Source organism: Thermobifida sp. (assembly GCF_017577275.1).
Classification (GTDB): Bacteria; Actinomycetota; Actinomycetes; order Streptosporangiales; family Streptosporangiaceae; genus Thermobifida; species Thermobifida fusca.
On sequence record NZ_PITY01000004.1, the window covers coordinates 1 to 13,741 of the forward strand.

General features: G+C 68.5%; 8 protein-coding genes and 1 pseudogene. 3 read left to right on the forward strand and 6 right to left on the reverse strand.

The window, feature by feature from the left end; genetic code table 11:
* The 3 genes and pseudogenes from CW348_RS00165 to CW348_RS00175 form a co-directional block, all read right to left on the reverse strand.
* Positions 1-181, reverse strand: a 181-nt coding sequence (locus tag CW348_RS00165; RefSeq protein ID WP_394355879.1) for a prolyl oligopeptidase family serine peptidase, incomplete at its 3' end; no start/stop codon positions are given.
* A gap of 125 nt (positions 182-306) precedes the next feature.
* A pseudogene (locus CW348_RS00170) lies at positions 307-1,389 on the reverse strand (glycoside hydrolase family 3 protein); the annotation flags it as partial.
* A gap of 32 nt (positions 1,390-1,421) precedes the next feature.
* Positions 1,422-2,672 carry an ROK family protein gene (locus CW348_RS00175; RefSeq protein ID WP_011292034.1) on the reverse strand — a complete coding sequence of 417 codons (1,251 nt, stop codon included), beginning with the start codon at positions 2,670-2,672 and terminating at the stop codon, positions 1,422-1,424.
* 165 nt (positions 2,673-2,837) lie between these two features.
* Between CW348_RS00175 and CW348_RS00180 the strand changes: the two genes are divergently transcribed.
* From CW348_RS00180 to CW348_RS00190, 3 genes are read left to right on the forward strand one after another with little or no spacing between them, the layout of a single operon-like run.
* Positions 2,838-4,511, forward strand: a complete 1,674-nt coding sequence (locus CW348_RS00180) for an extracellular solute-binding protein (RefSeq protein ID WP_104613065.1) — start codon at positions 2,838-2,840, stop codon at positions 4,509-4,511.
* Between the two features lie 4 nt (positions 4,512-4,515).
* The gene (locus CW348_RS00185; protein WP_011292036.1) at positions 4,516-5,541 is read left to right on the forward strand and encodes a sugar ABC transporter permease; all 1,026 of its coding nucleotides are present in this window, start codon (positions 4,516-4,518) and stop codon (positions 5,539-5,541) included.
* Complete coding sequence (locus CW348_RS00190; RefSeq protein ID WP_011292037.1) at positions 5,538-6,449, forward strand: carbohydrate ABC transporter permease; 912 nt, start codon at positions 5,538-5,540, stop codon at positions 6,447-6,449. Before CW348_RS00185 ends, CW348_RS00190 begins: the two co-directional genes overlap by 4 nt.
* Positions 6,450-7,092: 643 nt before the next feature.
* On the opposite strand, the gene CW348_RS00195 is transcribed toward CW348_RS00190, so the two are convergent.
* The 3 genes from CW348_RS00195 to CW348_RS00205 all read right to left on the reverse strand — a co-directional run.
* Positions 7,093-9,870: a cellulose binding domain-containing protein gene (locus CW348_RS00195; protein WP_104613064.1), complete on the reverse strand. Its 2,778-nt coding sequence runs from the start codon at positions 9,868-9,870 to the stop codon at positions 7,093-7,095.
* A gap of 66 nt (positions 9,871-9,936) precedes the next feature.
* Entirely contained in the window at positions 9,937-12,234 is a 2,298-nt protein-coding gene (gene yicI / locus CW348_RS00200) for an alpha-xylosidase (RefSeq protein ID WP_011292039.1), read from the reverse strand.
* Between the two features lie 211 nt (positions 12,235-12,445).
* Positions 12,446-13,741: ABC transporter ATP-binding protein (locus CW348_RS00205; protein ID WP_287462274.1), on the reverse strand; the 1,296-nt coding region annotated here is incomplete at its 5' end.

Sequence of the window (13,741 nt, forward strand, 5' to 3'; positions counted from 1 at the left end):
CGGCCACACAGTCCTCGACGTCCACCACGCCCCATTGGCGGCGCAGGCGCTCCCGGTAGGCGCGGCCGCACCCGCTGGAGCCGCCGTAGTTGACCTCCACCACCCCGATGCCGCGGCTGGCGAAGGAGGCGGGCTCCAGGTTCAGGATGCTGGAGTCGCGGCTGGTGCGGCCCGCGGGCACGAACAACACGAAGTGGGGCCGACTGTTGGGGGGGGCCGCGGCGTCCGCGCGGGGGGCTGGGCGGAGACGCGGGGGTGGGGGGGCGCGTGCCGCCGCCGGGGGCGCGGCCGGGCCCGGCGGCGCCCGCGGCGGGGGTCGCGGAGGGGGAGGATGCCGTCGTTTTTGAGGAGGACGATGGAGCGGCGGGCTGCGGTGCGGGCGAGGGCTTGGTGGGCGGGGCTGTTGACGGTGTCGGGGTCGACGCGGCGGAGGGGTTCGGGGTCGAATTCGCCGAGGCGGACGCGGACCGACAGGATGTGGGTGGCTGCGCGGTCGAGGTCTTCTTCGGTGATGAGGCCGCGGTCGAGGGCGTCGCGGAGGTGGGCGAGAGTGGCTTCGGCGCGGTCGTCGTCTTGGGTGAAGCTGTCGATTCCGGCGCGGAGGGCGTGCGCGTAGGCGGTGGCGTGGTCGTCGTAGTAGTGCTGGGGGTCGACGAGGTTGCCGGGGGCCATGGCGTCGCTGACGACCATGAGTTCGTCGGGGGCGGCGGCGCGGAGGACGTCGTTGATGAGTGGGCTGAGGTGGGCGGGGCGGCCGTTGACAAGGTTGTAGGAGGGCATGACGGCGACTGCGACGCCTTCGCGGAGGGCGGGGAGGAAGGCGGGGAGTTCGTATTCGTGGAGGACGCGTGGGGGGAGGTGGCTGGAGCTGGTGCAGCGGTCGGTTTCGTTGTTGTAGGCGAGGAAGTGTTTGAGGGTGGGGGCGGTGTCCATGCGGTGGGGGTGGGGTCCGGCGAGGCCGCGGGCGTAGGCGACGGCCATGACTCCGGTGAGCCAGGGGTCTTCGGAGTAGCCTTCTTCGTTTCGGCCCCAGCGGGGGTCGCGGAGAGGGTTGACGACGGGGGCCCAGACGTTGCGGCCGACAGTGGCGGGGTTTTTGGTGTGGAAGACGAGGACTTCGGCGGCGGTGGCTGCGCCGACTTGTTGGACGAGGTCGGGGTCCCAGGTGCTGGCGAGGCCGATGGCTTGGGGGAAGACGGTGGCTGGTCCGTGCCAGGCGAGGCCGTGGAGTGCTTCGGTTCCGGTGCGGAAAGATGCGATACCGAGTCGGGGGATGGGGCGTTGGTATTGGTGGAGAAGGCCGATTTTTTCTTCGGTGGTGAGTCGGGCTAGGAGGTCGCGGACGCGTTCGTGTGGGGGCAGGGTGGGGTCGCGGAAGGGTTCGGTCACGGTGTGTCCCTGTCTGGTTGGTGGTCTGCGGGTTATCGGGGTGCTCGGGCGGCGGCGGCAAGGGCGCGAGCGGGGGTGGTGTTGTCGGGGAGGCGTCCTTGTTCGACTGCGTCGAGGACTCGGGCTGCGGCACCGAGGGCGGGGGCGTCCAGGCTGAGGGTGGAGGCCACCGCGATGGGTTCGTCGGCGGGGATGCCGCGGGTGTCGAGGAGGTCGTTGACGACGGGGAGCAGCCAGGGGGCGAGTTCGGCGTAGTAGCCGCCGAGGATGACGCGGGCGGGGTCGAGGACGCTGACGAGGGTGAAGATTCCGGTGGCGAGGTCTTTGGCTGCGTCGTGGAGGCGGGTGAGGGTGGTGGGGTCTCCGGCGCGAGCGCGGGCGACGATTTCGTCGATGCGGAGTTCGATTTCGGCGAGGGAGAGGTGTTCGTCGTCGCGGGTGTCGTCGGGGAGGACGCGACGGGCGATGGCGGTGATGGAGGCGACGGTTTCGAGGGGTGCGGTTCCGCCGGGGGCGGGGACGGGGATGTGTCCGGCTTCGCCGCTGTAGCCGGAGTGGCCGCGGCGGAGGGAGCCGTCGACGAGGAGTCCGGCGCCGAGGCTGGTGCCGCCGGTGAGGTAGACGAGGTCGCGGGTGCCGGCGTGTTCTCCGAAGCGGTGTTCGGCGAGGACGGCGTAGTTGGCGTCGTTGCCGATTTCGACGGGGAATCCGGGGCCGCGGAGTGCGTCGACGAGTTCGGCGGCGAAGTCGACGTTACGCCAGTTGAGGGAGGGGACGAGGCGGGCTCGGCCGTCGGGGTCGACGAGTCCGGGGAGGGCGACGCCGAGGCCGAGGACTTGGCGGCCGTCGTGTTCGATGCGGGTGACGACGCGGCGGATGAGTGCGGTGACGGCGGTGACGGTGCGGGCGGGTGAGACGGTGTTGCCGGGGAAGGCGCGCCGCCAGGAGAGGACGGGGCGGCCGGCGAGGTCGACGGCGACGGCGGTGAGGTAGTCGGCGTTGACTTCGATGCCGATGGCGGCGCTGGAGGCACCGTCGAGGGCGAGCATGATGGCGGGGCGGCCGACACGGTTTTCGGTGGTGCCGGTTTCTCGGAGGAGGCGGCGGCGCAGGAGTTCGGAGACGAGGCTGGAGACGGTGGTTTTGTTGAGTCCGGTGGCGGCGGCGATGTCGGCGCGGGAGCAGGGGCCCTGCTCGCGGACGCAGCGGAGCACCACTGCGAGGTTGGTGGCGCGGACGTCGCCCACTTCTGCTTTGTTGGGGTCTCTGGTCCTGCCGATCACTGCGTGTCCCGTCTCCGTTTCGTAGCGCTTCGGTTGCGGATCTTGTGGTCCGCATCACCCGAGAGTAATTTGTTTGTCTAAAACCCGAACTAATTCTATACGCGGCTACGTCAAGACTCCAGAGAGTCATCGCAGACCCCTAGCTCCCCTCGTGAAGGGACGACGATGAGACACTCCCACCCCTCCCCCGGCCACGGGCCGAGCCGGCGCCGCTTCCTCGGGTTGACCGGTGCTGCTGCCGCACTCGTGGCGGGCAGCGGCCTGCTGTCGGCCTGCGCCCCCGAGGGGCCGCGTCCCGGCAGCAGCGGTTCCGCGGCCAACCTCGACAAACTGGACGCGCTCGTCCCCGACTACATTCCGTTCCAAGCGGTGGAGCCCGACATTCCCGGCACGCACGGGGCCCCGCCCGGTTTCACCTCCTACCCCACCGAGCTGGTGCAGGCGGTGGACGGCACCCCCGGCAAGGGCGGCAGCTACAAGGCGATGGCCCCGCTGTGGGGGCCTATCCCGCCGGGGTTGGGAGAGAACTCTTTCTACGACTTCGTCAACAGCAAACTGGGGACCACGATCGACTTCCAGTTCCAGGACGGCAACACGATCATCGACAAGATGAACGCTGTGATCGCTGCTGGGGACGTCGTCGACATCACGATGATCCCCGACTGGGCGATCAACCTCATCCCCGACTTCAACGAGGCTGCGCCCCAGCTTTTCGAAGACCTCACCCCGTACCTGGCCGGATCAGCGGTGGAACCGTATCCGATGCTGGCAAGCCTGCCCACCAACGCGTGGAAGTGGGGGGTGTTCAGCGACCGGCTCTACGGGGTGCCGTGGCCCACCGATCCGCTGTCGGAGTGGATCTTCTACCGCAAGGACCTGTTCGACAAGCACGGCTGGGGTCTGCCCACCACTGCTGAGGAGCTGTTCGAACTCGGTGAGGAGATCAACGACCCGCGCAACAACCGGTGGGCGTTCGGCGACTTCTACCGGGTGGCCCGCCAGATTTTCCGGGCGCCGCGGGAGTGGCGGTATGAGGACGGAAAACTTGTCCACCGCTATGAGACTCCCGAGTTCGAGGAGGCTGTGGCGTTCATGCGCCGCGTCTACGACGCTGGGCTCGTCCACCCGGATATCGCGGCGGGGACCGGAGCGAACTCCAAGGAGCTGTTCAACAGCGGCAAGATCGTCATCACCCAGGACGGGTTTGGCGCGTGGACCGAGGCCTACCAGGCGATCCTGCCGCAGAACCCCGACTTCCGTATGGACTTGGTGCCGGTGTTCGCGCACGACGGCGGCACCCCGTCCCTGCACGGCAACGACCCGTCCAGCCAGAGCGTGTTCATCAAGAAGGGCTTGGGCGAGGAGAAGGTGACCGAGATCCTCGCGGTGCTCAACTACTGTGCGGCCCCGTTCGGCACGGTCGAGTACATGGTGTACCGCTACGGCGAGGAGGGGCGGCACTACGAGCTGAACGACGACGGTGCCCCCGAGCTGACCGAGCTCGGGCAGAAAGAAGTGTCCAACGGCTACCTGTTCATCAGCGGCCGCAACAACGCGATCGCGGAAAGCGAGTACCCGGACTACGTGGAGTCTTTCACTGCCTGGTTCAACGAGGCCGCGCAGTACACCGAGGAGAACCCGTTCGAGGGGATCCGGATCCAGCGGCCGTCGGCGTATGTCAGTGCTGAGCAGCCCACGGAAGACAAGATCACGGACATTCTGCGGGGCCGCCGCGAGGTGAGTGAGCTCAGCGAGGTCGTCGCCCAGTGGCGGCGGGACGGCGGTGATGCGGCACGCGACTTCTACGGCGACGTCCTCGCCGAGCACGGCCGTGCTTGACCGGATGCTCCGGCCCCGCTCTGCGGTGCGCGCGGCTGCCCCCGATACTGCAGCAGCGCCTCAGGGGGCCGCGCGCACCCCGCGGGACAGCCGGAAGACGAAGCACCGTCCTGCCGCTAAACCGCTCCGGGCCCGGTTGCGCCAGGACTGGCAGTTGCTGTTGATGACCGTGCCCGCGTTGGGGCTGCTGCTGGTCTTCCACTACATCCCGACGCTGGGCAACATCATCGCGTTTCAGGACTACTCCCCTTACCGGGGGATCTGGGACAGTCCTTTTGTCGGTTTCGACAACTTCTACTGGCTGCTGACCGACCCGGCGTTTTGGGACGCGACCCTGAACACGCTCACCATCACCGCGTTCCAGTTGGTGTTCTACTTTCCCGTGCCGATCGCGTTGGCGATCCTGTTGGACAGTGTGCTCTCCCCGCGGATCCGCATGCTGCTGCAGACCGTGGTGTACATGCCGCACTTCTTCTCCTGGGTGCTGGTCATCACACTGTTCCAGCAGATCATCGGCGGTGCCGGGCTGATTTCGCAGATGCTGCGGCAGCACGGCTATGAAGGGTTGGACATTATGACCAACCCGGACACGTTCCTGCTGCTGGTCACCGCTGAGGTGGTGTGGAAGGACGCGGGCTGGGGGATGATCGTGTTCCTCGCCGCGCTAGCCGCGATCGACCAGAACCTGTATGAGGCTGCGGCCGTGGACGGGGCGAGCCGGTGGCGGCGGTTGTGGCACATCACCCTGCCGGGGCTGCGCCCGGTCATTGTGCTCCTGCTCATCTTGCGGCTTGGGGACGCCCTCAACGTGGGGTTCGAACAGTTCTTCTTGCAGCGTGACGCGGTGGGGCAGCAGGCCGCGGAGGTGCTCGACACGTTCATCTACTGGCAGACCCTGGCGGTGGGTGAGTGGAGCTACGGCGCGGCTGCGGGCCTGGTCAAAGGCGTTGTCGGCCTGGTGCTGATCTTGGTGGCGAACAAGGTCGCCCACATGCTGGGTGAGAACGGAATCTACCGGCGGACATCATGACGACACTGACACGGCAGCGCCCGGTGTGGGCTGAGACCCCTTCCCTGGTGGAGCGGATCGCTAAGGCGCTGGTGCTTACCGGGATTGCCTTAGCGGTGCTGTTCCCCATCTATGTGGTGGTGTTGACCAGTTTTTCGCCTGCTTCGGCGATCAACGAGGCGGGCGGCCTGGTGGTGATCCCCCGCGGGTTTTCCTTAGCCGCCTATGCGGAGCTGTTCGCGGGCGGCGTGGTGACGCGGGCGGTGGCGGTCAGTGTAGGGGTGACCGTGGTCGGGACCGCGATCAGTTTGAGCGCGACGATCCTGGCCGCCTACGGGTTGTCGCGGCCCGGGTCGCTGCTGCACCGGCCGTTGCTGTTCCTGGTTTTGCTGACGTTCCTGTTCAGCCCGGGCATGATCCCCAGTTATCTGCTGGTCAGCTCTTTGGGGTTGATCGACAGCTACTGGGCGCTCATCCTGCCGACTGCGATCAACGCGTTCAACCTAGTGGTGATGCGCGCGTTCTTCATGAACTTGCCGAGCGAGATCGCGGACAGCGCCCGGGTGGACGGGGCCAGCGAGTGGACGATCCTCACCCGGCTGGTGCTCCCCATGTCCAAGGGTGTGGTGGCGGTGGTCGGACTGTTTTACGCGGTCGGCTACTGGAACGCGTTCTTCAACGCGATCCTCTACATCAACGACAACGCTAAGTGGCCGCTGCAACTGGTGTTGCGCCAGTACGTGCAGCAGGGGCAGAACATTAGCGTGGGTGCGTTGGCGGACGCCTCCCAGACGGCGAGCACCCTGCCGCCGAGTCTCGCCTTGCAGATGGCGATTGTGGTGATCGCGCTGGTGCCGGTGCTGGTGCTGTACCCGTTTGTGCAGCGCCATTTCACCAAGGGTGTGATCATCGGCGCGGTGAAGGGGTGAGAGACAGGCCGTGCTCGTCTTCGGGGCTGCGGGCACGGCCTCATGTTTGTGTGTGACTGGACTCGGCGGGCGCCGTGCGAGTCTTTTTTACTGGTTTGGTGGGGGCGTGCCGGGTTCTCCGGCCTTTCTCGTCGCGGGTGTCTCCTCTGGCCGCCGGTGGTGCGTGGTGCGAGCGGCCCGGCCTGGAGTGGTCTGCTGGTGGTTGGTATTCGGAGGCCTTGCGTAGGCTCTTCCCTCCCCTGCCGTAGGTCGGAAGGCCGTCCGCTGGGGCCGCGCGGCCGCTTCCCTGTTTGGGTGAGGCTGGCGGGGTGTGGGCCGAGCTCAGATGCCGCGGGTTTCCGCATGGCTAAGGGCTGTGTCCTGGTTCGTTCTTGTGTGTGCCGGAGGCAGGGGGCACACAGTCCTGGCCGGGCGGGTGCCCGGGTGAAGCCTTCGGGTATGGGATGCCCTGCAGGAGGCCCGAGTGCGGAAAAAGCCCTCGTGCGGACGGGGCACGAGGGCTTTGCAATAACCGGGTGCTCGACTAGTGGTGTCGCGCGCCCGGTCGGCAGCGGCCCGGGCGCTGCCGTGGTGGCGCCAGGCGGGGACTGCGCAACCGGGGTTTCCACGGTGTGGCGTCCGGGCCGCTGGTCTCAGGGCTGACCTAGCCGGCTGCCGAACACGGGGTCCCGTTGAGGGTGAACTCGGTCGGCTTGCTGCCGGGGGCAGGCGAGCCGAGGAATCCGAAGCTCGCAGTGCCGCCGGGGGCGATGGTGCTGTTCCATCCCGCGTCGCGGGCGGTCACCTTGGCTCCCGAGTGGGTGAGCTGGGTGTTCCATGCCTGGGTGATCTGCTGGTTGTCGGGGAAGGTCCACGTCAGCTCCCAGCCGTTGATCGGCGTGTCGCCGGTGTTGGTGATGGTCACCTCGCCTTGGAAGCCGCCGCCCCACTCGTTGAGGACCTGGTAGGAGACAGCGCAGGCGGCGTCACCGGGCGGCTCCTCCGTTGGCGGAGTGGACGGTTCCTCCGTGGGCTCCTCGGTGGGTTCTTCCGTGGGCGGGGTGGAGGGTTCTTCTGTCGGCTCCTCGGTGGGCTGCGGTGGCGGCCCGTCCAGGTCGCCGACGATGACGCCGCGGCCGTTGGTGCCGATGTAGACGCGGCCGTAGACGTCGGGGTCGCCGGTGATGGCCGCACCGGTCCAGGCCCACTGGTGCTGATCGTCGTTGATCCGGACCCAGGTCGTGCCTGCGTCGTCGGAGCGGAAGATGCCGCGCACCCCGTTGATCTTCGACGAGGTGTAGACAGCGGGGTAGCTGCGGCCGGGGGCGGGTTTGCCGAATCCGACGACGTCGCCTTCGTCCACGGCGGTGATCCGGGTGAAGGTGGCCCCGGAGTCGGTGGAGCGCCACATGCCGTAGGTGCTGTTGGTTTCCCCGCCTGCCAGCCAGATGTCGCCTTCGTGGCCGGGGACGGCCGCAAAACGGATGTTGCCCTTCGTGGGCAGGCCGGCGGCGGAGGATTTCGTGAAGGTGGCACCGCCGTCGGTGCTGGTGTAGAACGTGCCGTTGGCGAAGGCGTAGAACTTGTCCGGGTTGACCCGGTCGGCTTCCACGCGGGCCCCGGCGGGGACTCCCTGGGACGGGGTCCACGAAGAGCCGAGGGTGGTGGAGTAGTGCACGCCAGTGCCGTCGGGGCTCCACACGATGCGCGACCCGTCGGCGTTGACCGCGACGGTGCCAGCGCCGGTGACTCCGGAGGGTTCCTGTCCGGCCCACCAGCGTGATCCGCCGCTGGTGGAGATGCCGATGTGGGAGTCGACTTCCCCGTCGACCGCTTCCCCTACCCGGGCCATGACGCTCGGGTTGAGTTCTGCGAAGTCGATGCTGCGGGTGTTGCCGTGGAAGGGCGAGTCGAACATGGCGTCGGGGACGACGGTGATGTCGTCGTGGACGAAACCGCCGATGTCGCCGAGGGCGGAGACCAGTTCGGTGTCGCCGGGCGGGGCGATGAGGTCCTGGACCGCGGTTTCTTCAATACCTTGAGCGCGGACCTTGATGTCGATCTTCTTGCCTTCGTCCCAGTTGGTGAGGTTGTCGCTGCCGTAGATGGTGGCTCCGGTGCCGTACAGCATGCGGTCGGAGTTGAACGGGTCGATTTCGAAGGCCTGGGTCATCCAACCGAGCTTGGGGCTGACTTCGGGCGGGTTGTCCTGCCGGTTGAAGTCCAGCCACGGGGCCGCGGAGATGTCGTGGTTGTAGCGCAGGGTGCGGTCGGGGTATCCGCTGAACTCCCAGATGCGGCTCCAGGTTTCTCCGCGGTCGGTGGAACGCCAGATTTGGATGTCGGGCCACCACAGGATCTGGCTGACCACCATGATCGTGTCCGGGTTCTGCCGGTCAATGGTCAGGCCGCTGAAACCGTATTCGAAGCCGTCGGGATCGGCGGGGGTGATGTCGGTCCAGGTGCCGGTCGTGGTGTCGTAGCGCCACACTTCACCGTCGGATCCGTCGTAAGGGCCGCCGGTGTCGCTGGTGGCGATGTAGAGCAGTCCGTTGACGTGGTCGAAGACGCCTTTTTGCGCGAGGAAGCCGGTGGGCTGTCCGGGGATGCGCTCCCAGGTCTGGCCGCCGTCGGTGGAGCGGTAGACGGTGTTCTGCTTGTCGGCCACCCCGACGTAGATGTCTTTGGTGACGTGGCCGGGCGAGGAGCTGGTGGGGTCGAAGACGACCCAGACGACGCCCTGGTTGTCTCCCAGGTATCCGCCGACGTCGGAGGGGTCGGCGACGTAGTTTCCGGGGTTGGGGAAGCTGGTGACTTTCTGCCAGGTCTTGCCGTAGTCGGTGCTCTTCCACAGGCCGTGGCCGCTGGGTGCGCCCAGGTAGAGCACGCTGTTGTCGTTGGGGTCGATGGCGAGCCGCTCCCCCATGCCGCGGCCGGGCATGTTGCCGCCGAGTTTGAACGGTAGTTCAGTGGTTTCCCAGGTTTCTCCGCGGTCGGTGGAGCGTTTGATCGCGCCGTTGTTGGGGTCCCAGTCGTTGGTGTAAGTGCCGACGGCCGCATACACGCGGTCGGGGTCGACCGGGTCGGTAGCGATGCTGACGACGCCGCTGTGTCCCCAGTCGTCCCAGCCGACGTGGTCGAGCAGGGGGATCCACCGTTCGGTGGCGGGGTCCCACCGGTAGGCGCCGCCGATGTCGGTGCGCGCGTAGATCAGGTCCGGTTCGCTCTGGTTGAAGACGATGCCGGGGACGAAGCCGCCGCCGACGATTTCGACGTTGCGCCAGGTGTAGCCGGTGGTGGCGGAGGCGGGGGCGGCAGCGGAGTGGACGAGGCCGACTGCGGCCACGGTTGCGGCGGCCGCGATGCAGGTGAGTGCACGGGCGATGATGCCGCGTCTGCGGGGGGTGGGCGGGGGTGGTGTTCGCTGTGCTGTTGCTGTCACGTCATGCTCCTGATGTGGGAGTGGAGCCTGCCCGGGGCGGTCCCGGGCGGAGGGGTGGTGGCCCTGTTACCGGTGCAGTTCCACGTGTGTGGGCGGGGTGAGCCCGTGGACGGGAACGATGTCGACACCGGTGATGGGGGCCGGGCCGTCCACGGTGACGCGGAGGGTGTCGCCTTCGCGGACGGCGGTGACGACGGTGTCGCCGTCGACGTCGGTGAGGACGGTGCGCCGCCCCTGACCGCCCCAACTGACGAGGGTGATCGGGGGGAATGGGCCGTCGGGGATGGTGGTGGTTGCTTCCACTACCGGGATGAGGGCGCCCAACCGCACGAAGAGCGGGAAGCGGTTGAGCGGGCTGTGGAGTTTCACGGTGCGGCCGCCGTCGTGGAGGCGTCCGCTCCAGTAGTCGACCCAGTGGCCGGGCGGCAGGTAGACGTTGCGGATGCCTTCCGGCCCGCAGACGGGGGCGACGAGCAGGTCAGGGCCGAGGAGGTATTCCAGTTCGGCCTGCCAGGCCAGCGGGTCGTCCGGGTAGTCGACGCACAGGGCGCGCATGAGCGGTGTTCCGGTGCGTGCGGCGACGGCGGCGGCCGAGTACAGGTAGGGCATGAGCCGGTAGCGCAGGTGGAGGGCTTCGCGGGCGGCGTCTTCTGCTTCGGGGGCGAACCGCCAGGGTTCTCGGGTGGTGGTGCCGTGGAAGCGGACGAGGGGGGAGAACGCGCCGAATTGGGCCCAGCGGGCGTAGAGGACGGTGTCGGGGGTGCCGTTGAATCCTCCGGCGTCGTGGCTCCAGAAGGGGACGCCGCTGAGTCCGTGGCTGAGTCCGCCGCGCAGGGTGGCGGCCATGGCGGGGAAGGTGCATTGGCTGTCGCCGCTCCATTGGGCGGAGTGGCGTTGCCCGCCGAGGTAGGAGGAGCGGGCCCAGACCAGGTCGTATCCCTTGACGTCGCGGGTGACTTGGGCGACGGCGTCGTTGAACAGCAGGGTGTAGACGTTGTGCAGGTCGGTGCCGGTCATGCCGTTGGCGGCGACGGCGTCGGCGGGGACGCCTTCCCCGAAGTCGGTTTTGAAGACGGCGACGCCTTGCTGCAGGAGGGTGCGGAGCCGGGCGGTGTACCACTCGGTGGCTTCAGGGTTGGTGAAGTCGACGATGCCGACGGGCGGGTGGGAGCCGTGCCAGGCGTCGGCGAGGTAGACCTCGCCGGTGGTGCGGCGGAGGAAGTAGCCGTGTTTGGCGGCTTTTTCGAAGTGGGGGCTGAGGTGGGAGATGTAGGGGTTGATCCACAGGCAGACGCGGAAGCCGAGGTCGGCGAGGTCGGCGAGCATCTGTTCGGGGTTGGGGAAGGCGTTGCGGTCCCAGTCCAGGTCGGACCAGTGTCCTTCGGCTTGCCAGTAGCAGTCGAGGTGGAGGACGTCGCAGGGGATGCCGCGTTCGCGGATGGTGCGGGCGCGTTCCATGACCCGCTGTTGGGTGTCGTGGATGAATCCGGAGGAGATCCAGGTGCCGAACGCCCATTTGGGGGGTAGGGCGGGGCGGCAGGTGAGCTGGTTGTAGCGGTCGAGGATGTCGCGTGGGCTGGGGCCGGCGATGACGTGGTAGTCGAGGATGTCGTCGGGGACGAGGAGTTGCACGCTGCTGTGCGTGGACTGTCCCATGTCGAATTCGGCGGGGCTGCCGGTGTGGAGGAGGAGGCCGTAGCCGCGGCTGGAGATGTAGAGCGGAACGTTTTTGTAGGCGCGGTCGGATTCGGCGCCGAAGGCGTCGAAGTTCCACATGCGGACGCGGCGGCCGCGCAGGTCGAAGGGGGTGAAGCGTTCTCCGAGGCCGCCGAGGCGTTCGTCGCTGGCGAGGGTGAAGGAGTCGTGGTAGGCGGTGACGCCGTCGACGGTGCTGCGGCCGAAGGGGAGGGTGCGGCAGCGTCCGCTGATGTCGACGTGGCCGCGGTCTTGTTCGGTGAGGAGGCGGCCGGTGTCGTCGGTGAAGCGCAGGTGCCAGGGGTCGAGGGTGAGGTGGGCGTGGAGTGGTCCGCTAGCGATGACGATGTGGTCGTCGTTGATGGTGACGTCGGCGGTGGCGTCGGGGTGGGGGTGGACCATGGTGAGGGCGCGTGTTGCGCGGGGGGCGGCGTCGGGTTGGGCGCTGAGGCGGACGCGGATGACGCCGGGTGCGGAGGCGGTGATGCTGGCGGTGAGGGTTTCGCCCGTGGTGGTGGCGGCCTTGAGGTGGATTCCCTGGTCGGTGATGTCGAGGAGGTCGGCTCGGGTGACGGTGCCGGGACTGCTGTGCCCGGGTGCGGGGACGGGCAGTTCCGGTGGGTCGGCGACGAAGCGCTCGTGGGGGACCATGGGGGGCCGGTAGAGCATGCGGGCTCCTTGCGAGGGCACGGACGTCACTCTCGATTAGTTTGGCTTCAAAACGAACAAAAATCAACGCTCCGTATGAAGGAGACCACGCACCGATAGGTGTGCGGGAGGGTCGCTGCGGGCCAAGGCGGTTCCTCGGCGTGTGCCACGTCGTGCTGTCTGGGCTGGGCGGGTGTGGGCGCGGCTCCCCGGGCCGGGGAGCCGGTTCTGGTCACTGGTGCAGGGTGAGGGGTGCGGTCACGTCCACTGCCTGGTCCGGGTCCAGGGTGACGACCCGGGTGGCGCCGTCGGGGAGTCCGATGCGTACTCGGGTGGTGTGGCGGGCGCGCAGGCGGGCGCGCATCCGGGTGGGGGTCCATTCCAGGTGGTCGACGAGCACGCCGCCGCGGCCGCACAGTCCGCGGGCTTCCCCTTCAGGCCAGGCTGGGGGAAGCGCGGGGAGCAGGTCGCAGCGGCCTTCGCGGGAGCGCAGCAGCATGGCGGCCACGACCGCGGGGAAGCCGCCGCAGATGTCGGTGTTGAACAGCGCTCCCCTGTTGTGGGTGGAGACCAGGGTGGGCCGCCAGTAGCGGGTGGCCATGAGTTCCAGCGTGGTGGCGGCCTCGGTGGCCAGGCCCAGGTTGGCGGCGGCAAGGCCGAGTTGGACGAGTCCGAACGCCATCTCGTCGGACGCTGCGGAGCGCCACCAGGCGAGGCGGGCGCGGATGGCGCGGACGGCGGCGGCGCGCAGCGTCGGGTCGGCGAAGGCGGGGTCGCCTTCGTACCAGAACGGGAAGAGGTGGGAGGCGTGGCGGTGGGTGTGGCGGTCGGTCTGGTCGAGGGGGCCGGCTGGGGTCGCCCATTCGGCGAGTTCGCCGGTGGGAGCGATGCGGTAGCGGGGCAGGCGGGCGCCGAGCTCGGCCCAGCGGCGGGCTCCGGGCAGGTCGAGGATGCGGTGGGCGCGGAGCAGGTTGCGGATCCCCATGATCTCGGCCACCCCTCGCGTGGCCGGGCGGCGGACCACGTCCTCGATGGGCCCGACCTGCTCCAGGCGGCCGGCGCGGAGGACCGCGATCCGGTCCCCGAGCGCGAACGCGTCCTCCAGCCGGTGCGTGACCAGGATCATGACCAGCCGGAGCTCGCGCTGGAGGGTGCGCAGATCGGCCTGAAGGCGTTCGCGGATCGGGCCGTCCAGCGCGGCGAAGGGCTCGTCGAGGAGGAGGAGCCCGCCGTTCGCGGCGAGCGCCCGCGCGATCACGACCCGCTGCTGCTGTCCGCCGGAGAGGGAGCCGGGCCGTTCGTGGGCGAGGTGCGCGACGGAGACGCGCTCGAGGAGCGCCAGCGCGCGGGCCTCCCGGTCCGGCGCGCCGCGGAGCGGGAACATCACGTTCTCCAGCACGGTCATGTGCGGGAAGAGCGCGTAGTCCTGCATCACGTACCCCACTCCCCGCCGCCTCGCCGGCAGGTCCACGCGCGGGCCGGGGCGGTTGCGCCGGAAGAAGGCCGCGCCGTCGAACTCGATCACCCC

Excerpts from the sequence above, each read along its gene's own strand:
- CW348_RS00180 (WP_104613065.1), top strand. The coding sequence starts at position 2,838 with ATGAGACACTCCCACCCCTCCCCCGGCCACGGGCCGAGCCGGCGCCGC.
- CW348_RS00185 (WP_011292036.1), top strand. The coding sequence starts at position 4,516 with ATGCTCCGGCCCCGCTCTGCGGTGCGCGCGGCTGCCCCCGATACTGCA.
- CW348_RS00190 (WP_011292037.1), top strand. The coding sequence starts at position 5,538 with ATGACGACACTGACACGGCAGCGCCCGGTGTGGGCTGAGACCCCTTCC.
- yicI (WP_011292039.1), bottom strand. The coding sequence starts at position 12,234 with ATGCTCTACCGGCCCCCCATGGTCCCCCACGAGCGCTTCGTCGCCGAC.